Genomic DNA, 18664 nt, shown 5'->3' with positions numbered 1-18664 from the left:
CATGACCGGGTCCGACAACGCGCCTTTGATCGAAGTCAGCGACCTCGGCGTGCGGCTCAACACCAGCCGCGGTCCCGCGCAGGCTGTTCGCGGCGTCAGTTTCTCGCTGAGGCGCGGCGAGACCCTGGGTCTCGTCGGCGAATCCGGATGCGGCAAATCCGTCACCGCGCTGGCGCTGATGGGCCTCTTGCCTGACAGCGCCGTCATCAGCGGCAGCATCCGCCTCGACGGCATGGAGCTGGTGGGCTTGCCGGATGCGAACTACTGCAAGCTGCGCGGTAATCGCATCAGCATGATCTTCCAGGAGCCGATGACCGCGCTCAATCCGATGCACACGATCGGCCGCCAGGTGGCCGAACCATTGCGGCGCCACACCAATTGTTCGGCGGGAGAGGCGCGCAAGCAGGCCATCGTCTTGCTCGATCGTGTCGGGCTTCCCGATGCGGCGAAGCGCGTCGATGCCTATCCGCACCAGTTCTCCGGAGGGCAGCGGCAGCGCGTTACCATTGCCATGGCGCTGGCCTGCCAGCCAGACGTGCTGATCGCCGATGAGCCGACCACGGCACTCGACGTCACCATCCAGGGACAGATACTCGACCTGATCGCGGATATCGTTGCCGAGCGCGGCATGTCGATGATTCTGATCTCGCACGATCTCGGCGTCATCGCCGAGAATGTACAGCGCATGATGGTGATGTATGGCGGCACCGTCGTCGAAAGCGGCGCGACGGATGCGGTGTTCACGCGCATGGGACATCCCTATACGCAGGGGCTGTTTCGCGCTCGCCCGCGCCTTGGTGCGCGCAAGGGCACAAGGCTGAAGACCATCGCCGGCACCGTGCCCGAGCTTGCCGATCTGCCCTCCGGTTGCACTTTCGCCGACCGCTGCGTGATCGTCCAGGATCGTTGCCGCGTGGCGCCGCCGGCCGCGGTGGACGTCGGCGCCGGCCACGGCGTGCGCTGTCTCAGGACCGATGTTTCGATGACTGAGGCGGTTGGAGTTTTGGGCGCATGACCGTGCTGGACCAGGCGTCATCGTCCGCCGAACTGCCGCTGCTCGATGTGAAAGATCTGGCGCAGCGCTACACTTTGCCGCGCGAAAGCGTGTTCAAGCCGGCCGGGCAGGTGCATGCGCTCAACGGCGTCACCGCACAGGTGACGGCAGGCCGAAGCCTCGGTGTGGTCGGCGAGTCCGGATCAGGCAAGTCGACCTTCGCGAGGCTGGTAATGGCGCTGGAGCGGCCATCGTCGGGTTCGGTGTCGCTCATGGGCCGCGACCTGAACCGGCTGCCGGCCGACGAGTTGCGCCGCGCCCGGCGTGATTTTCAGATGGTGTTCCAGGATCCCTACGGCTCGCTGGACCCGCGACAGACCATTGCGCGCATCGTCGCGGAGCCCTTGACCGCGCTCGGACGCATGGATCGCGGCACGCTGCGTCAGCGCGTTGCCGACGTGCTGCGGCAGGTCGGGCTGCGCGAGGCCGACATGGACAAGTTCCCGCACGAATTCTCCGGCGGCCAGCGCCAGCGCATCGCGATCGCGCGCGCGCTGATCACCCAGCCAAAACTGATCGTCGCCGACGAGCCGGTCAGCGCGCTCGACGTTTCCGTGCAGGCGCAGGTGCTCAATCTCCTGCAAGACCTGCAGGATCAGTTCGGGTTGAGCTACGTCCTGATCAGCCATGATCTGGCGGTGGTGGATTATCTCTGCGACGAGATCGCGGTGATGTATCTCGGGCGGATCGTCGAGCAGGGGAGCCCTGAGGATCTGTTCGCGCATTGCGCCCATCCCTACACGCGGGCGCTGCTCGAGGCGGTGCCGCGCGCCCGCGCCGGCGGAGTGCGCCGGCGCCGCGGTGCGCAGGTGATCGCCTCGCATTCGGTGGGCGCAACGGGATGTCCCTACGCGTCACGCTGTGTGCTGGCCGATCAGCACTGTCGCGAGGTCGCGCCTGCGCTGCGCAAGGTGGGTCTGGCGCAATCAGCCGCGTGCCACCGCGCCGAGACGGTCATGGCATTGCCTCCGGTAGCGTCGGAGGAGAGTTAGCCTTTTATGCGGGACTGGCTTAATCTGGTCGCGCGATATGTCAGGGGAGCAAGCGATGTTGAGGAAGTTAGCCATTTTTGCAGTTGTGGCCGCGTTCGCCGCCGCGCCGCTGCCGAGCCTGGCGCAGGGCAAGAAGGACAGCGTCGTCATGGGTATGACGCTGGAGCCGCCGGGGCTCGATCCCACCAACGCAGCCGCAGCCGCCATTGCCGAGGTCACGCTCTATAACCTCTATGAGACGTTGACCAAGATCAACGAGGACGGTTCGGTGTCGCCCTTGCTCGCCGAGAGTTGGAAGGCGTCGGAAGACCTGAAGACCTATACGTTCAAGCTCCGCAAGGGAGTCAAGTTCCACAACGGCGAGCCGTTCGATTCCGCCGCGGTGAAGTTTTCCTACGATCGCAACGCGGCGCCGACCAGCACCAACAAGGACAAGAGCCTGTACCAGGCGTTTGAGTCGGTTACCGCGCCCGACGCAGAGACGATCGTGGTCGTGCTCAAATATTCCGAACCGAACCTGCCGTTCCTGATCGGTCAGGCCGGCGGCTCGATCGTCGAGCCGAAGAGTGCGCCGACCAATGCGACGCAGCCGGTCGGCACCGGACCCTATACGCTCGGCGCCTGGGCCAAAGGCTCGTCGATCATCCTGAACAAATGGCCGGATTATCGCAACGCCGCCGCGATCAAGCTTTCCAAGGTGACCATTCGCTTCATCGGCGATCCCGCCGCGCAGGTCGCGGCGCTGCTGTCGGGCGACATCGACGTGTTTCCGCGCGGCGCGGTGGCGCGCAGCGTTGCGCAGTTCAAGAGCGATCCGCGCTTTAATGTCCTGATTGGCGGCTCCAGGGCCAAGACCATCGTCGGCATCAACGAACGGAAGAAGCCGCTCGACGATGTACGCGTCCGCCGCGCCATTCTCGCGGCCATCGATCGCAAGGCGATGATCGACGGCGCCGTCGATGGCTTTGGCACGCCGATCGGCAGCTTTTATACGCCGGGATCGCTCGGCTATGTCGACACCACAGGCATTAATCCATACGACCCGGAAAAGGCCAAGAAGCTGCTGGCAGAAGCGGGCGTCAAAACACCGCTGGAGCTCAGCCTCAAGCTGCCGCCGCCATCATATGCGCGCAACGGCGGGGAAATCCTCGCGGCCCAGCTCGCCAAGGTCGGGATCATCGCCAAGATCGAGAACGTCGAATGGGCGCAATGGCTGTCACAGGTGTTTGCCGGCAACGGCCCGCACAATTTCGATCTCACCATCGTCTCGCATGTCGAGCCGTTCGATCTCGTGAAGATAACCGAGCCTGACTATTATCTCGGCTATAACAACGAGGCCTTCAACGCGCTCTACCAGCAGATCAAGGCAACACCGGCCGAGGCCGAACGCGCCAAATTGCTCGGCGACGCGCAGCGCATGCTGGCGACCGACGCGGTTGCCGGCTTCCTGTTCCAGCCGCAATGGATCACCATTGCGAGCAAGAAGCTGAAGGGTGTGTGGAAGGAAGTCCCGCAATTCGAGAACGACTTCTCCGCCTGGTCCTGGGAATAGGCGCCTCACGAGGGGGCGGTTAGCGGACCTTTCGGAAGCTGTTGCGGCGACCATTGCGCGCGCGATCGGGTGAGATCATGGGGCGGCGGCTGGAAGTGCGTGCTGACGTCCGCCTCTCACCTCGATCGCGGCAACGCCGATGATCGCGCCGACGCGGCGGGCGAGCCTTTCGACGGTCCGGCGGTCACGGACGTCGATGGAAGCCTGGATTTTGTATTCGCCGGCTTCCTGGCGGGCATCGACGGCCGCCAGCCGAAGGTCGGCGACGCGCACCTGGTCGAGCAGGCGACCGAGCGCGGCATGTAGATCGCTTGCGTGCAGCTCCAGAATGAACACGGCGTCCCCATTCAAATTTGGAGAAGTTGTATCCGTATTTGCGGAGAAGAGGCTTCCTTTTGCCTGGCAATTTGGCGATTTAGCGATATAATTATCCTCGGAAACTAACTTATACCCAGAATAGAGTTCTCGGTTATGAAGGCGACCCAGCGGAAGGACTCTCTGCGCCTTGACGAGACCGACCGGCGCATCCTGCGGGCGATGCAAGCCGATGCACGGCTCACGACGGCGGAGCTGGCCGATAGGGTCGGGCTATCCACGACGCCGTGCTGGAACAGACTCAAGCGACTGGAGAAGCAGGGTTACATCGACGGCTATGTTGCGCTCCTCAATCAGGAGAAGCTCGGTCTGCCGGAAACAGTGATCATCGAAATCACGCTCGACCGTCACGATGAGGAGGTGCTGGAGCGGTTCGGCGAATTGCTCGCGGGTTTGCCCGAAGTGATCGAGGCCTATCTCACCACCGGAGATTACGACTATCTGGTCAAGGTCGCCGTCGAGAGTACGGCCGGCTACGAACGCTTCCTGCGTGAAAAGCTTTATCGCATTCCGGGTATCCGCCACAGCAGATCGTCGTTCGCGCTGCGGTGCCTGAAGAAGCTGACCTCGATTCAGGTCTGATCTTCAGCTGTGCGGCTTGCGATCGCCTTCGCCCCAGACATGCCGCGAACGTTCGAGGTGGCGGCGCATCACCGCAACAGCGCCGGCCTCATCCTGCTTCGACAGCGCGTCGAGCAGCTGGAAATGCTCGCTGGCCGACTGAGCGATATGCTCCCGGGTCGAACCATTCTTGAAGCCGTGAAGCCGAACGCGATCACGTAGCGTCTCGACCAGGTCGGCGAGGGGCTTGTTGCCGAGTGTGGCGATGAGGCCAATGTGGAATTGGCGATCGGTCTCCAGGAACTCAATGAGATTGCCGTCATCGGCGGCCCGTTTTGTGGCTTCTGCGAGGTCGCGCAGTTGCTCGGTCTGCGCGGTCGTGAGGCGGGCCCGCGCGATCTCGGCGACAACAGGCACTTCCAGCAGCACGCGGATCGCGAAGATATCGTTGAGTTCGCCCGGCGACAGCGAGACCACGCGGAAGCCGCGATTTCGCACCGGCTCGAGCAGGCCTTCGCGTGCGAGATCGAGCAGGGCTTCGCGTACGGGTGTCGCCGAGACGCCGAGATCGATCGCGAGACGCGGGACGGAATAGAGCTGATCGGGTTGCATCTGTCCCGTGATGATCAGTCCACGGATCACCTGCCTCGCTTGCTCCCGCAGGCTGGGCCCGGACACCAGGCTCGATCCGCCGATTTGTTGAAGATCCATGGCTGTCACTACCCGAAACTCACGGGTGAGTAAATGTAACGTGTGACATATTACTGTTGCCGGTGTACTGTGATATGTGATATATTACTACAAAAGAACACAGAAATGGGAGGTTCGCCGTGGTGGAACGCATTTTGATGATCGTATCCGACACCGTCCGCTGGGACATGCTCGGCTACAACGGGGGCCACGTCCGAACTCCCAATCTCGATCGGCTCGCCGCGCGCTCTATGGTCTTCGATCGCTATTATGCGTCGAGCTTTCCGACAGTGCCTGCGCGCTACGACTATCTCACCGGCAAGCCTGCCTTTGCCGGCGTCGGCTGGGGCGCGCTGCCGCGCGCGGATCGCTCGATCGCGACCTCATTGACCGAAGCGGGTTACACGACGCTCGGCGTGGTGGACACGCCGTTCTACCAGGTCAACGGTTATTCATATGATCGCGGCTTCAACTTCTTCTACGACATGAAATCCCAGCTCCTGGGGACGCCGCATTACAGCTCCTACACCGCACCCAACAAGACCAAGCGCCAGGGCGAAGGCAAGCTTCCGCAGTGGCCGATCACCGGCAAGGTGAAGCCAGATCCGCGCACCGGCGAGATGGATTGCCCGGCACCGATCACCATGGTGCAGGCAGCCAAGTGCCTGGAGGAAATCTACCAGGATAAATTCTTTGCGCTGGTCGACACCTGGGATCCGCATGAACCGTGGGACCCGCCCGCCTATTACGTCAGACACTATCTTCCCGACTATGCCGGCGAACGCGTGCACCCGCCCTATGGCGACTGCAAGAAGCACGGCATGACGGATCGCGACATCGCGGTGGCGCGCGCGCTCTATAGCGGCGAGCTCGAACTGGTCGATCGCTGGATCGGGCATCTGCTCGATCAACTCGTCTATCTCGGTATCGAAGACTCCACCGCCATCATCTTCGTCTCGGACCACGGCTTCCTGTTGGGAGAACACGGGCTGATGGGCAAGATGGTCCGCAGGGCGCCCGGCGAAGCGACGTGGATGCGTTCGCCGCTCTATGAGGAGATCGCCAGGGTGCCGCTGTTGATCCATGTGCCGGGAGCGAAGCCCGGACGAACCAGCAAGCTGACCTGCGCGCTCGACCTCGCTCCCACGATCTGCGACATGGCCGGCCTGCCGCGCCAGGCGGAGATGCAGGGACTCTCGCTGCTTCCCGCGGTCCGCGGTCAGCCCTTCGAAGGGCGCGATCACGTGCTGACGGCTCTGCCGCTCGCCAACCCCGGCGAGACGGTCGAAGTGGTCGACGACCTGATGCGGACGGTGGTCGAATGGCAACCTGTCACCATCACCACGAAAGACTGGTCGCTACTCTACGCCACTCCGAGCGAGCCGGTCGAACTCTATGATCTGCGCTCCGATCCGAAGCAAACGACCAACGTGGCGCCAAAGCACCCTGCCGTCATCCGTGCAATGCTGGAGATGTATGCAGAGGACCTGCGCCGCGCTGGAGTCGCCAGCAGGTATAGCGATCCGCGCCTTGCCGCCTTGCTCGAACGCGCATGATGGTTTGCGACATCGCTCGGAAGGACTCGATGCTGCCGAGGCGGCATCGTCGAGATCGCTGACGTGCGGCGGAAGATGTCGCTGAAAGCGTCCATCAAACAGCGCAAAGGATGGGACAGCGAATTGCTGTCCCGTTCTCTTTCGTCTGCATCAAGCGAACCATCAACCTGCAAGAATACGGTGATGATGACGGCCGTATCCTCGGCTGGCTAATCAGTCGACCCTCACCATCAGGGTGCGGCCGTTGACGTAGCCGATTGCATAGGTGTGGCCGTTCATCGTTTTATAGCGAAACTTGCGGTGACCGCCGACGACGGCATTGGGTTCGTTGTCGCCGAGTTGGCTGTGGGTGTTGCTGGGCCGGGTGATCATGACTTTCTCCATCTCGTCGAGAGGACGCGGCTATCGCTTCCCTCGGGTCGATTTTGAAGAATAGAGGACCGCGCTTTGCCGAGCTGTTCCGTACGGAACAGCTCACGGCAGCGGAATTCGAGTACTATATTTTTATCTAACATATTGAAAATGAAGAATTTTATTGGAGAAGTATAGTGCTGGCAGGTTGGCAATTAAGAGCGCGGCGGCTATTTCGCTTCGCTTCGCTGCGCCCGCATGCAGGTGCCAAAGCTTCGGAGTTGCGGAGGTGGTCGCTGCAATTTGTCGCAGCGATGGATCAAGGCAGCATCTAAATGCGCGCGACGCGGGCCTTGGAATATGACCCGTGACCACGTGTCATCCATTTGGTTTACAATTCGCCGTCGCGTTGACCGGCAGCTGAGTTCTGACCGCATCCCGCAGACGTTTGCTGCCGGTTGCCTGCACTTGGTAGCTCCGCTAGCATCAATTTCCCTAATACAGCGGGTTGTACGATGCGCTTCATGATTCCGGGATCGCGGCGCTATTGCGGGCATCCGCTCGATCGACGAGAGGCCTTGGGCTTCGTCGGCGCGCTGCTTGCGTCAGCGGCCTTCAGCAAGCCGGCGCGCGCCGCCGATCCTGCCGGCCGCGTTGAAGAGATCAAGGGCGAAGCATTTGTCGAAGCGAGCAGCCAGCAGCGGCCTTTGCAGAAAGCCTCCTCGCTTTTTGTCGGTGATCGCGTCGGGACGGGGCCATCCTCCCGCCTGACGATGTTGATGGGCGAGGACACGACGATCAAGCTCGGCGAAAAGGCGCAACTGGTCATTGACCAGTTTCTTTCGACGACCGGAGGCGAAATCTCGCTGCAGTCTGGTCCGATGCTTCTTGACCGGCCGAGTGGAAGCCGGCCCGTTCCAATGAAGATCAGGAGTTCGTACGGACTCATTGCCGTCCGCGGCACAAAATTCTTTGCCGGGCCGAGCAACGGCGTTTTTGGCGTGTTTGTCGATCACGGCACGGTCACCGTTTCCGGAGGCGGGAGCGAGGTCGTGCTACAGGCAGGAGAGGGGACAAACCTGGCCACTCCGGGTTCGAAACCTTCCGCGGCCACCAAGTGGGGCACGGAGCGGATTCGCGGCGCTTTGGACAGCGTTAGTTAGCTTCTCAATTCGCACGGCATGCCGGACTTGACGACGGAGATCCTGCAGACGCGGAGAGATTTTCCGGTCTGACGTCAATCATTGCAAACCGAGGCCTTTCATTCAGGCGGCAAATGTCCAGCAAAGATACTCTCGTTTCTCTTCTGTCGAAAACCGAACTCTTCAAGGGCCTGGCTGTCGAGGATCTCGAGGCCTGCGTCCCGTCCTTTCGCGAGGCCAAATTCAAAAAGGGACAGGCGCTGTTTACGCGCGGCGAGCGCGCGACGGGCCTCTACCTCGTCGCCGAAGGACGTGTGCGACTGGCGATCGCCACCGAGGATGGTCGCGAATTGAGCTTTCGGCATGCGACAGCGGGTGAACTGCTCGGTGAAATTGCGGCGCTCGATGGCGGCACAAGGAGCGCCGATGCCACCGCCCTCACGGCGGTGACGACCTACCGGCTCGACAAGGAGGATTTTCGCAAGCTTTGGACCGCGCGGCCGGTGCTGTCCGAGCGGCTGATATCGTTCCTCTGCAGCCGGCTGCGGGACACCAGCGGACAACTCGAGTCGATCGCACTTCATCCCATGCATGTTCGGCTGGCGCGCTTCTTCCTGGTCGCGATTGGCGACCGCAAGCCCGTGCCGGGAAAGCGGCTGCCGCTTGATCTAGGCATGTCACAGGGCGAACTCGCCCTGCTGCTCGGCGCGAGTCGTCCCAAGATCAACGAGGCACTGGGCAAGCTGGAGGAAGTCGGCGCCATTGGCCGCACGCTGGACCGAATCTTCTGCGATCCGCTCAAGCTCGCCGAAGTTGACGGGTCACATGCTTAGCCAGCTGGGCAAGACTCATTCAGGCCTGATTGCCGGACTTCTAGCGCTCGCGCTGTTCCTGGCCGCCCTATTGTTGATGCCGAGGGAATGGCGGAACGTATCTCGTGAACGGGCATTCGACGTGGTGCTTGCGGCCGACCGGCAGATCCGCCGATCGAACCCGCAGGAGACAGCAAGTGCTGTTCCGGTCGTCGTTGTCGATATCGATCGGCGCACGCTTGACAGTTTGGGGCCGTGGCCGTGGCCGCGCGAGACGATGGCGCGCCTCGTCGAAGCGGTGGCCAGTGGCAAGCCGGCCGTCGTTGGAATCGATGTCCTCTTTACGCAGGTGGATACCCGCTCGCCAGCCGCGCTGGCGCGACAACTCGGCTCTCTCACCGGCAATCACGATATCAGCGCGCTCGCCGGCGGTCTTCTCGACGGTGACAAGCATCTCGCCGCGGCGATGAAGAGCGTTCCGGTGGCGCTCGGATTTGTTCTCGATGCCGACAAGGCCGATGCCGTGCCAGGGGTGCCGGTTCTCGCACGCCGCCCGGTCGTGCTGGATGGCCTCTGGCGCATGACCGGCGGCCTCGGGCCGGTATCGCCGCTGGTCGACGCGGCGAAAGGGCTTGGTGCGCTTTCGTTGCCCGGAGACGCAGATGGCAGGATCAGGCGCGTGCCGCTCCTCGTCGGCGCCGGCGAAGCGACGCGACCGGGCCTGGCGCTGGAAGCGATCCGGCTGTTTGAGCGCGCGCCGGCCTATTCCGTCGATGCCGATCCGCAGCGGATCATCGTCGGTGATCTCGAAGTGCCGCTGCCCGGCGACGGCCTGTTGCGCCTGGCCGGGGCCGATATCCGCAAACGGCAGGCACGCACAATCGCCGCGGCTGACGTCGTCAACAACAACGCCATGCATCGCGCGCGGCTTGCCGGCGCTATTGTATTGATCGGCGGGTCGGCGCCTGAGCTTGGCGGATTGCGCGAAACGGCAACTGATCCGCTCGTCCCGTCGGTCGAGATTCAGGCCGATGCCATCCAGCAGATTTATGCGCGCCGGGCGCCACAAGCGGTCCCGTTAGGCTTTGCTTTGACCCTGGTCATGGGATTGATAGCCGTGGTCGCGGCGTCCGCTTTGTCGCCGGTGTTGGGTGCCTTTGTCGGCCTGACCGCCTTGGCGGCTCTCTGGTCGGGGGCGATCCTCGCGTCTCTGGTCGGGGATCGGCTGATCGATCCCGTGATGCCGTCCATAGGAGGCCTGTTCGTCTTCATGACATCCTCCGTGAGCTCTTACGCGCTGGTGGCCCGTCGCGAAGCTCGCATCCGGAGCCGCTTCGAGCAACATCTGGCGCCCGCGGTTGTGAAGCGGATCGCCGAGAATCCGGGCCTCCTGAAGTTGAGCGGCGAGAAGCGCGAGATCACCGCGCTGTGGACCGACATCGAGGACTTTACCGCGATGACGCATCGCGCAGGGCCCGAGCAGCTTGTCGCCGTGCTCGACGAATACATTGAAGGGATGGCGGCCATTGTGATGAAGCATGGCGGGATGGTCGACAAGATCGTCGGCGACTCCGTCCACGCGTTCTTCAACGCGCCGCTCGATCTCAAGGATCATCCGCAACGCGCGCTCGACTGCGCCGAGGAGATCCGGATATGGGCGAAGGAATTCCAGTCACGGAACGAACCGTCTCACATCGGCTTTGGCCGCACGCGTATCGGCATCGAAACCGGTGAAGCCATTGTCGGCGATATCGGGATCAGGTCGAAGCTCGACTACACGGCCCACGGCGATTCCATCAACTCGGCGGCGCGCCTGGAGGCGCTCAACAAGCGCTATGGATCGACCATCTGTGTCGGCCCATTCGCGGCCGCGCGCTGCACGACGACCCTGTTCCGGCCGCTCGGTGTCGCGTCACTGCGCGGCCTTGACGTGCCCGTCGAGGTTTTTGAACCCTGGCCGCCGGAGGCCTCGGCGGATTGGCGCGAACGATACATTGCGGCGTATCGGATGATCGAAAGCGATAAGGCTGGCGCGGCGCTGTTGTTTGAAGGCTTGGCCGCGGAATGTCCCGGCGACCCCGTTCCGCGGATGCTGGCCGCGGAGTTGCGATCCGTACTGTCGGCGTAGACAGGCGGCGCTCACAGCCTGGTCGGCGCACCGCTTCCGAGAATGGCGGCAATAGCGGAATTGCCCTCCGCCTCGAGCGCTGTGATGCGCTCCCGCGCCCAGAGATAGGCTGAGTCGAAAATCTCGGTGTGGCGTTCGAATTCGGTTACGCCGACTCCGGCCGGAATCGGTGGCCGCATGACGTGATCGAGCGATGCGGCCGGGATCGTATCATAGCGCTGGTGGGCGACGAGACTCCGCCACAGCACGTTGATCGCGTTGGGCGCCGCCGGAAGCAGCTTCTTGCGGAACGGCACCAGCATCGCGGCAGCCAGTTCCAGCCGGCCGGGCAACGCCGCGTAGTCGACGTCAAACGTCTCGACCTCGGGTTCGCCGAAATGCACGACCAGATTGGGGCCGCTCTTGAGTTGATGCATCGGGTCCAGCGGGACGTTGTCGATGAGGCATCCGTCGACCAGCATCGCGCCGTCCTTGGTGTAGAACGGCGGCAACAGCCCGGGTATGGCGCTCGATGCGCGCACCGCCTGCCAGAGCAACCCTGACTGGATCAGTTCGAGGCAGTGCGTCGAAAGGTTGGTTGCGACCGCCGCAAACGGCCGCCAGCAATCCTCGATCCTGCACTCCGCCCCGTATTGTTCGGCGAGCGCGCGATCGAACGCCTTGTGATCCAGCAACGCGTATCGTGGCCAGGTCGGGCGGCGGAAGCTGCGGCTCTTCACAAAGATCTCGTGGGCGCCGCGTTCGAGACGATCAGCCTCGAAGTTTTTGGCGAAGCCGGCGGCCATGGCGGAGCCGACGCTGGTTCCGACAAAGATGTCGAACATCACGCCGCGTTCGCGAAACGCCTTGTAGATGCCGGCATGGGCGGATCCGAAGCTACCGCCTCCCGCGGCCACGAATCCAATCGCACGCCCGGACAGAAAACGGATCAGGCTGTCGATATCGAGCTGATCCTCGAGCGCGACGTGATGGTGCATGAAGCAGGGCAGGCGCGCGAGCCACGCCGTGGTGCCACTGACTTCGCCGCTGCGGCGGTCATGGATGCGCACGATCCGCCGGGCCGACACCGGATGCACCTGGCAGGCGAAGGTTTCGATATCGGTCAGGCCTTCCGCAGGTGCATCTCCGCGACATGCCAGCACCACCATGTCCGCCTGCCGGATCGCCTTCCGCGTCCAGGCCGGCACCTCACCGCTGCCGAGATAGATCACGAGCGGCGAAACCTGCTCGAGCTTGTTGAGCCAGTCGGTGACTTCGGGGGCATCCAGCTCCCGGCCGGGAAACATCGAGCTGACGCGGGCTGGATCGACGATCTGGGCGTTGGTCCTGACGAGGGTCTCGCGCATGCGTCGATAAAAGTCGGCTGGAATCGGCTCAAATCCGCCATCGATCAGCGCCACCGTGCGCGCCATCGGCGAGGTGCGGGTCGTTGGAATCTGTTCCGTTCGCTTTGCAAACCGAAGCGCGAGCGCTGCAAGCAGCGCCTCGGCAATCGCCGGCGTGTTCTCCGCGAGGCTTTGGTAGGCGGCGCGCGTCAGCACGAGCACGCTGGTGTCGCGGATGGCGATCACATTGGCGGTACGGGCAAGGTTGGCGAAGAACCCGACCTCACCGACCAGTTCTCCGGCGCGCAGCTCGGCGATCGGGAGGGAGTCGCCGGTTCGGCGTACCGCGAGGGCACCGTGCAACACGATGTAGAGTGAGTCGGCAGGGTCCCCCTGCGCCACCAGCACTTCGCCGCGGACGAGGTCTTGCCGGACCATGGCATCAAAGGTCTTGAATCGCTGCTCCGGCGTGAGCGCCTTGAACAACGCGAGGTCCTCCGACAGCCTCCCCCACGCAAATACCGGACCTGGCTTGCTCATCGGCGCCTTCCACTGCGAGGCTGTGATGCTATCGCCGAAGAGGCTGGACTGCGAGCGATATCAAGGTCCGCGTCGCTTGCTGCGGCAACTGTCGATGGCTGGGCGTGGCTCCGGACAGGCGGTAAAGGCCGATCGTTGCTGCGCAGCAAAACGCGATGCGGCACTGCAACGACCGTCCAGAACAAAAGAGACCGCCTGTGGAGGCGGTCTCTTCCGTGGTGTCAGCACCTTCAGCCTTTAGAAGGGGAAGATGTTGCGGATCAGGTTACGGAGCCAGCCGAGGCCGTCGCCCCCACCGGTGCCGTTGCCGCCGCCGCCACCGGTGCCGCTGCCGTGCCCGCCGGCAGGTTTGCCGCCGTTAACGATGGAAAGCGCTTCGTCGTTGAGAAGGTCGTGGTTCATGCTCGTCTCCTGTTCTGTAGCGAAGGGATGATCCGCTTCTTCTATGGTCAGGAGACTAAGACCCGCGCGCGGCCTCGCGCGGTGACTGACGTCACGCTGCGAAAGGCGTTCGCGCCGGGTGATTCATATCACTAAAGCAATTGGCGCTTGGCGAAGGAAGCAAACATTCCCGGCGTGTTGCTGAGCTCGTCATAGCTTCCGGTCTGCACCACCTTGCCATCGACCAGCACGATAATGCGATCCGCCTGGCGGACCGTGGAGAGCCGGTGCGCAATGACGATCCGCGTCACATTGAGGTTGCCGAGCGAGTTGCTGACGATCGCCTGCGACTGGTTGTCGAGCGCACTCGTCGCCTCGTCAAACAGCAGAACGCGCGGCCGGCGCGCGACCGCGCGGGCGATCATGATGCGCTGCCGCTGGCCGCCCGACAGCGTATTGACGCCTTCGGCGACCACGGTGTTCATGCCCATCGGCATCGCCTTGATGTCGTCCTCCAGGCCGGCGAGCCGCGCCGCCTCCCAGGCTTGGTCGAGCGGCAGCTGGACGCCCACCGCAAATGTTATCGTAGAGGCTGCCGGTTGCCAGCTTGCCGTTTTGCAGCACGACGCCGAGCTGACGGCGCACCGCGCTGATGTCGAGCGTGTCGATGGCCTTGCCATCGAGGAACACCGTGCCGGACTCCGGCTTCTCGAACCCCAGCAGCAGCCGGAACAACGAGGACTTGCCGCTGCCTGACGGACCGACAATGGCGACGTATTCGCCTTGCGCGATTCGGAGCGAGACATTCTCGAGCACCGGCGGGCCACCTTGCGTATAGCGGAAGGTCACGCGCGACAGCTCGATCGTTCCGGACAGTTCGCCGGGAGATTTCCGTTCGTCCGACAGTTCGGCTGTCCCCGAAATCAGGGGCCGAAGGCGGGTGATGCGGGGGATGGCGATCAGCGATTCGCTGATGCCGGATGCCCAGGCGCCGATCGAGGCCATCGACTGCCCGAAGGCGGAAAAAAATGCCAGGAAGCCGCCGACATCCAGCAGCAGCTTGCTCTGCAGATATGTCGCCGCCGCGAAGATGATGAGGGTGGCGATCAGCGGATACGCCGTCTCGAAAACGCCAAGGGCATTGGAGGCCTTCTGCGACGAAATGAAATTGCGCTTCTGCCCGGCGAATTGCTTCGACCATACGGCGAGCGCACGCGCGGTCGCGTCGGCGACGCGCAGCTTTCCGATGCCGGCGATCAGTTGCAGCACGAAGCCGTCGATCTTGCCCTGCTGGGTAAAATACTTGTTTTCGTAGTAGAGGCGCAGCGCGCTGGTGGCGACGATCAGCAGCGCCCGAATCAGCGTCAGCAATAGCGCGATCAATCCCAGCTTGACATCATAGTAGAGCATCAGGGCGATGCTGAACCAGGCGAACACGCCCATCAGCATGCTGCGCAGCGCACGCCCGGTGAAGACCCGGCGCGCCGCGTCGATGCCCATCGAGCGGTCCACGAAATCGCCGACGGTGTATTCACGAAACAGCGACGTCGGCAGCCTGAGGACCCGATCGATCACCGCGGCCTGCAACCGCCAATCCATCAGGCCTTCGACCTTCAGCATCGCGAGCCCCTCCATGGTCTGGATACTGGCGATGGCGAGGGCCGTGACGGCGAGGGCGAGAGCGCAAAACGTGAGTTGATCGAGTTCGCTGCGGGGGATCACCGAATTGATCAGGACGTTGGTGATCAGCGGCGTCACCAGCGACAACAACCCGATCGCGACGATCGAAATCGCGATGCGAAGGAAGCTGCCGGTGGAGTGCCGGAACGAGAAGGTCAGTAGATCCCGGAACCGAAGCGGGCGTGCCGGAAGCGCCGGATAGAACGATACGGCCTCCGGCGCCAATTCCATGGCGACCGACCGGTCGACCGGCCGCCGCGTTCCCGTTGTTGTGTCGAGCATCACATAGCGGCGGTTTCCGCGGCGAATGAGCGCGACCGGATTTCGCGCCTCGCCGTGCCATGCGACCAGCGGCCCGGCGTCTTCGGTCCACCACTCGCCCCGCAACAGTGTCCGGCGCACGCGCAAGCGTGCCGCGCGGGCGATTTCCACCGCACCATTAAACCCGGCTTCGGCAAGCACGGAGCGGGGCGGGACGGAGAACGGCATCTTGATCGCTTCCACGACGATCCGGCAGGCGTTGAACAGGGGATCCGCCGAGTCGGTCGCCATCTCGGTATGGGTGGAGCGCTGCACGACGACGTCGGAAAGCCGTTCAAAGGATTCCGCGGTCTGCGTTGTGATCAATTCGGTGCGAAGCACCAGACGCCGTGCCTCGCGCTCGACGTCGCGCGCCAGATATTCCCTGATGCAGCTGGCCACGCTGAGATGGAACTGGTCGATGGCGCGCCACAATTGGTCGGCGTCCGGCATCGTCTCACTGCCGCGCGTACTGCAGCCCGATTGACCCGCTTCGATCCACATGCCTGACGTCAGCGGCAGTGGGGGTCCGTCAGCGGTGAGCGACGGTTCAAGCCCCATCGGCTTTGCCGTCCCGCCTTGCAGGGAGACCCAGACCATGCTGCGCGCCGGGCCGCGGCGCCGTTCGCCCGGCGGGATCTCGGCCGCGCCATCGCTCGCGACTTCGAGCATGTCCCAGCTCGGGTTGGGTCCGGCGATCAATCGCGCAAGCCGCCTGATCCAGGTGGTGACCGGGTCCGGGGACTGAACGTCCATGCGCGGCACAAGCAGGGCCTCGGTGCCGGGGCTTCCGACCGCGAGCACTTGAATTTGCGGATCCGACCGGTTGAAGCCTTCCTGCAGGTCGAGGATGATCTCTCCACTCTCGGCCCGGAACAGATGGTGCCGGGCGCCGTCGGTACTGCCTTCGACAAGCCGGACCGCGAAGACATCGACATGCCCCGCGGTGATCTGGAGCGCATAGCCGCGGTGATCAAGCAGCTTTGGATGCCGTCCATCGAATGCGATGTGGACCGCCGGATGGGTGGTCGCTTCCTGATTGGCCATCGCGTGGGCCTGCTGGAGGAGAGATTCACTCATTCCTGCGCCACTAGTCTTGCGTACGTGCCCTGAAGGCCCATCAGTTGTTCGTGGGTGCCCCGCTCGACGATCTTGCCCTGTTGCAGCACGATGATCTCGTCGCAGTCACGGATGGTGCTGAGGCGGTGCGCGATGATGATGCAGGTGCAGCCGCGCCGCCGCAGGTTGTCATCGATGATCTTTTCGGTGATCGGATCGAGCGCGCCGGTGGCCTCATCGAGCACCAGGATGGAGGGATTGGAGACCAGCGCCCGGGCGATCTCGATCCGCTGACGCTGGCCGCCGCTGAAATTGGTGCCGCCCTCGTTGATATAGCAGTCGTAGTTTCCCGTTCGCGTCGCGATGTCTTCGTGGATCACGGCATCCTTCAATGCCTGCGAAAGGTCGGCCTCGGTGATGGTCGAGTCCCACAGCGTGAGGTTTTCGCGTGCCGTCCCCTCGAACAGGAAGATGTCCTGGTCGACATAGGTGATCGAATTCGCAAATACCTGCGGCGGAATCTCAGGCAAATTCCATCCGTCGACGCGAACCTCGCCAGCCCAGGGTTTGTAGAGACCGCATATCAGCTTTCCGAGGGTCGATTTTCCACTGCCGGAAGCGCCGACAAGGGCCACCCGCGAACCCGGATGGATGTCGATCGAGATGTCGTCCAGCAGCGGCGGCTCCAGGATCGAGTAGCCGAACTTGATATTGCTGAGCTCGACCCGGCCGGTCAGTTTTGGCGGAAAGCGCTCCGGTGCGACCGTTGGCTTGTCCGACTTTCCGAGCGGATAATTGTAGACGTCTTCCAGGCGCTCCAGCCCGCCCTTGATGGTCTGCACGTTGCCGAAATAATTGACGAGTTCGGTCACCGGTTCGGAGAAGCTTGCCATCAGGGACTGGAAGGCCACGAGGCCTCCGAGGGTCAGCGATCCCTCGATGACGCGCAGGCCGCCAACACCGAGAATCGCGGCCACGGTCAGTCCCGTGAACAGCGTCGGCAGCATATCAAGATAGATCGAGGAGGCGCCGAGTTCCTGCTCGGCGTTCAATGCCTTGGCCTGGATGCCGGCCCATTGGCCGAACGCCTCGTCCTCCAGTCCGCTGGCTTTGAGGGTTTCGATGCTGCGCACCGCGCTGACGGTGGAGCCGACAAGCTTGCCTTGCTCGAGCGCTAGACTGCGGCTGAGGTCTTCGCGACGTCCTCCGATAAACTTCAACGCCAGCACATTCGCCAGCGTCATGCTCACGCCAATGATGGCCAGCGGGAGATCGTAGATGGCCATCGCCGCGGCGAAGAAGACGATCGACGTCAGATTGAGCGCATTCGATGCGACGCCGCTCGAGAGCAGGCGGCCGATCTGCTCGTTCGCGCCCACGCGGTTGGAGATATCGCCGGCGTGACGCTGGGTGAAGAACTCGACCGGCAGCGCCATGACATGCCAGAGAAAGCGGCTGACCATCACGACCGAAAGCTTGGTCTGCAGCCGCAGCAGCAGCGATTGGCGCACCAGCGTCAGCAGCGCGCGGATGATCGCGGTCAAGGCCATGCCGATCAAGAGCGGAATGAACCAGCTGCTGGTGCGCTGGATCAGGATGTTGTCGATGAATATTTTCGAAAAGCCGGCAGCGACGATGGCGGGCACCACCAGCGCGAGGCTTACGAGCACCAGCAGGCCGACGGGGGTCTTCGAGGAGCGCAATTCGCGCAGCAGCAATCGCAAGCCTTGCGGCTTGCTGCCCGACCGCTGGAATTCAGCCGTCGGCTCCATGGTGAGCGCAACGCCGGTGAAGGCGAGGTCGAGCTCGGCCATGTCGGTGCGCCGGCGTCCGGTCGCGGGATCATTGATATAAACGTCGTTGCCGTCGATCCCTTCGAGCACCACGAAATGATTGAAGTTCCAATGGATGATGCACGGCATCGGCAGTTCGTGCAGCGTCGTCGGCTCCTTGCGAAAACCCTTGGCATCGAAACCAAAGGTGCGCGCCGCCCGGACGATGTTGCTTGCCTTGCTGCCGTCGCGCGAGACGCCGCACGAAACGCGAAGCTGCTCCAGTGGAATCCACGCGCCGTGGTGCGCGAGCACCATCGCCAGCGCAGCCGCGCCGCACTCGACGGCTTCCATCTGAAGAATAGTCGGTGTCTTCTTGACGTTCCGGCGCCAA

General features: G+C 63.1%; 16 protein-coding genes. 9 read left to right on the top strand and 7 right to left on the bottom strand.

The genetic code is table 11. The features are described from left to right. The first annotated feature begins 1 nt into the window (after position 1). The 5 genes from ABIE49_RS09350 (at position 2) to ABIE49_RS09330 (ending at position 4555) form a co-directional block, all read left to right on the top strand. Entirely contained in the window at positions 2-1015 is a 1014-nt protein-coding gene (locus ABIE49_RS09350; protein WP_192738722.1) for an ABC transporter ATP-binding protein, read from the top strand. After that, complete coding sequence (locus ABIE49_RS09345) at positions 1012-2046, top strand: ABC transporter ATP-binding protein (RefSeq protein ID WP_192738721.1); 1035 nt, start codon at positions 1012-1014, stop codon at positions 2044-2046. The genes ABIE49_RS09350 and ABIE49_RS09345 overlap by 4 nt, the downstream gene beginning before the upstream one ends. 55 nt (positions 2047-2101) lie before the next feature. Further along, entirely contained in the window at positions 2102-3598 is a 1497-nt protein-coding gene (locus ABIE49_RS09340) for an ABC transporter substrate-binding protein (protein ID WP_192738720.1), read from the top strand. 69 nt (positions 3599-3667) lie between these two features. Next, positions 3668-3904 (top strand): hypothetical protein, encoded by a 237-nt coding sequence (locus ABIE49_RS09335; protein ID WP_192738719.1) that lies wholly within the window; start codon positions 3668-3670, stop codon positions 3902-3904. 165 nt (positions 3905-4069) lie between these two features. Continuing rightward, positions 4070-4555 carry an Lrp/AsnC family transcriptional regulator gene (locus tag ABIE49_RS09330; protein WP_192738718.1) on the top strand — a complete coding sequence of 162 codons (486 nt, stop codon included), beginning with the start codon at positions 4070-4072 and terminating at the stop codon, positions 4553-4555. Positions 4556-4558: 3 nt separating this feature from the next. Here ABIE49_RS09330 and ABIE49_RS09325 read toward each other — a convergent pair whose 3' ends face one another. Continuing rightward, positions 4559-5245, bottom strand: a complete 687-nt coding sequence (locus ABIE49_RS09325; RefSeq protein ID WP_192738717.1) for a GntR family transcriptional regulator — start codon at positions 5243-5245, stop codon at positions 4559-4561. 119 nt (positions 5246-5364) lie between these two features. On the opposite strand from ABIE49_RS09325, the gene ABIE49_RS09320 reads away from it, so the two are divergent. Next, on the top strand, positions 5365-6780 hold the full coding sequence (locus ABIE49_RS09320) for a sulfatase family protein (protein WP_192738716.1): 1416 nt from the start codon (positions 5365-5367) through the stop codon (positions 6778-6780). Positions 6781-6993: 213 nt separating this feature from the next. Here ABIE49_RS09320 and ABIE49_RS09315 read toward each other — a convergent pair whose 3' ends face one another. After that, positions 6994-7152 (bottom strand): hypothetical protein, encoded by a 159-nt coding sequence (locus tag ABIE49_RS09315; protein ID WP_192738715.1) that lies wholly within the window; start codon positions 7150-7152, stop codon positions 6994-6996. Positions 7153-7646: 494 nt separating this feature from the next. Here ABIE49_RS09315 and ABIE49_RS09310 point away from each other — a divergent pair, with 494 nt between their 5' ends. The 3 genes from ABIE49_RS09310 to ABIE49_RS09300 all read left to right on the top strand — a co-directional run bounded on the left by ABIE49_RS09310 (position 7647) and on the right by ABIE49_RS09300 (position 11213). Then, entirely contained in the window at positions 7647-8294 is a 648-nt protein-coding gene (locus ABIE49_RS09310) for a FecR family protein (protein WP_192738714.1), read from the top strand. 113 nt (positions 8295-8407) lie between these two features. Then, positions 8408-9106 carry a Crp/Fnr family transcriptional regulator gene (locus ABIE49_RS09305; protein ID WP_192738713.1) on the top strand — a complete coding sequence of 233 codons (699 nt, stop codon included), beginning with the start codon at positions 8408-8410 and terminating at the stop codon, positions 9104-9106. Continuing rightward, positions 9099-11213, top strand: a complete 2115-nt coding sequence (locus ABIE49_RS09300; RefSeq protein ID WP_192738712.1) for a CHASE2 domain-containing protein — start codon at positions 9099-9101, stop codon at positions 11211-11213. Before ABIE49_RS09305 ends, ABIE49_RS09300 begins: the two co-directional genes overlap by 8 nt. Before the next feature lie 11 nt (positions 11214-11224). Here ABIE49_RS09300 and ABIE49_RS09295 read toward each other — a convergent pair whose 3' ends face one another. The 5 genes from ABIE49_RS09295 to ABIE49_RS09275 form a co-directional block, all read right to left on the bottom strand. After that, positions 11225-13078 (bottom strand): patatin-like phospholipase family protein, encoded by a 1854-nt coding sequence (locus ABIE49_RS09295; RefSeq protein ID WP_192738711.1) that lies wholly within the window; start codon positions 13076-13078, stop codon positions 11225-11227. Between the two features lie 237 nt (positions 13079-13315). After that, complete coding sequence (locus ABIE49_RS09290) at positions 13316-13480, bottom strand: hypothetical protein (RefSeq protein WP_192738710.1); 165 nt, start codon at positions 13478-13480, stop codon at positions 13316-13318. Between the two features lie 131 nt (positions 13481-13611). After that, positions 13612-13944 carry an ATP-binding cassette domain-containing protein gene (locus tag ABIE49_RS09285; protein WP_354067432.1) on the bottom strand — a complete coding sequence of 111 codons (333 nt, stop codon included), beginning with the start codon at positions 13942-13944 and terminating at the stop codon, positions 13612-13614. Beyond that, on the bottom strand, positions 13838-16519 hold the full coding sequence (locus tag ABIE49_RS09280; protein ID WP_354066700.1) for an ATP-binding cassette domain-containing protein: 2682 nt from the start codon (positions 16517-16519) through the stop codon (positions 13838-13840). Before ABIE49_RS09280 ends, ABIE49_RS09285 begins: the two co-directional genes overlap by 107 nt. Next, positions 16516-18633, bottom strand: a complete 2118-nt coding sequence (locus ABIE49_RS09275; protein ID WP_502915990.1) for an NHLP family bacteriocin export ABC transporter peptidase/permease/ATPase subunit — start codon at positions 18631-18633, stop codon at positions 16516-16518. Before ABIE49_RS09275 ends, ABIE49_RS09280 begins: the two co-directional genes overlap by 4 nt. Positions 18634-18664: the final 31 nt, after the last annotated feature.

It is taken from the genome of Bradyrhizobium sp. OAE829, from assembly GCF_040546575.1.
GTDB lineage: Bacteria > Pseudomonadota > Alphaproteobacteria > Rhizobiales > Xanthobacteraceae > Bradyrhizobium.
The sequence above is the reverse complement of the archived record's forward strand: the minus strand, read 5'-3'. Positions and strand labels throughout refer to the sequence as shown.

What these genes read in the sequence shown, in the direction of transcription:
- ABIE49_RS09345 (WP_192738721.1), top strand. Translation starts at nt 1,012, where the DNA reads ATGACCGTGCTGGACCAGGCGTCATCGTCCGCCGAACTGCCGCTGCTC.
- ABIE49_RS09280 (WP_354066700.1), bottom strand. Translation starts at nt 16,519, where the DNA reads ATGAGTGAATCTCTCCTCCAGCAGGCCCACGCGATGGCCAATCAGGAA.
- ABIE49_RS09290 (WP_192738710.1), bottom strand. Translation starts at nt 13,480, where the DNA reads ATGAACCACGACCTTCTCAACGACGAAGCGCTTTCCATCGTTAACGGC.
- ABIE49_RS09350 (WP_192738722.1), top strand. Translation starts at nt 2, where the DNA reads ATGACCGGGTCCGACAACGCGCCTTTGATCGAAGTCAGCGACCTCGGC.
- ABIE49_RS09285 (WP_354067432.1), bottom strand. Translation starts at nt 13,944, where the DNA reads ATGAACACCGTGGTCGCCGAAGGCGTCAATACGCTGTCGGGCGGCCAG.
- ABIE49_RS09340 (WP_192738720.1), top strand. Translation starts at nt 2,102, where the DNA reads ATGTTGAGGAAGTTAGCCATTTTTGCAGTTGTGGCCGCGTTCGCCGCC.
- ABIE49_RS09315 (WP_192738715.1), bottom strand. Translation starts at nt 7,152, where the DNA reads ATGATCACCCGGCCCAGCAACACCCACAGCCAACTCGGCGACAACGAA.
- ABIE49_RS09310 (WP_192738714.1), top strand. Translation starts at nt 7,647, where the DNA reads ATGCGCTTCATGATTCCGGGATCGCGGCGCTATTGCGGGCATCCGCTC.
- ABIE49_RS09300 (WP_192738712.1), top strand. Translation starts at nt 9,099, where the DNA reads ATGCTTAGCCAGCTGGGCAAGACTCATTCAGGCCTGATTGCCGGACTT.
- ABIE49_RS09330 (WP_192738718.1), top strand. Translation starts at nt 4,070, where the DNA reads ATGAAGGCGACCCAGCGGAAGGACTCTCTGCGCCTTGACGAGACCGAC.
- ABIE49_RS09295 (WP_192738711.1), bottom strand. Translation starts at nt 13,078, where the DNA reads ATGAGCAAGCCAGGTCCGGTATTTGCGTGGGGGAGGCTGTCGGAGGAC.
- ABIE49_RS09325 (WP_192738717.1), bottom strand. Translation starts at nt 5,245, where the DNA reads ATGGATCTTCAACAAATCGGCGGATCGAGCCTGGTGTCCGGGCCCAGC.
- ABIE49_RS09305 (WP_192738713.1), top strand. Translation starts at nt 8,408, where the DNA reads ATGTCCAGCAAAGATACTCTCGTTTCTCTTCTGTCGAAAACCGAACTC.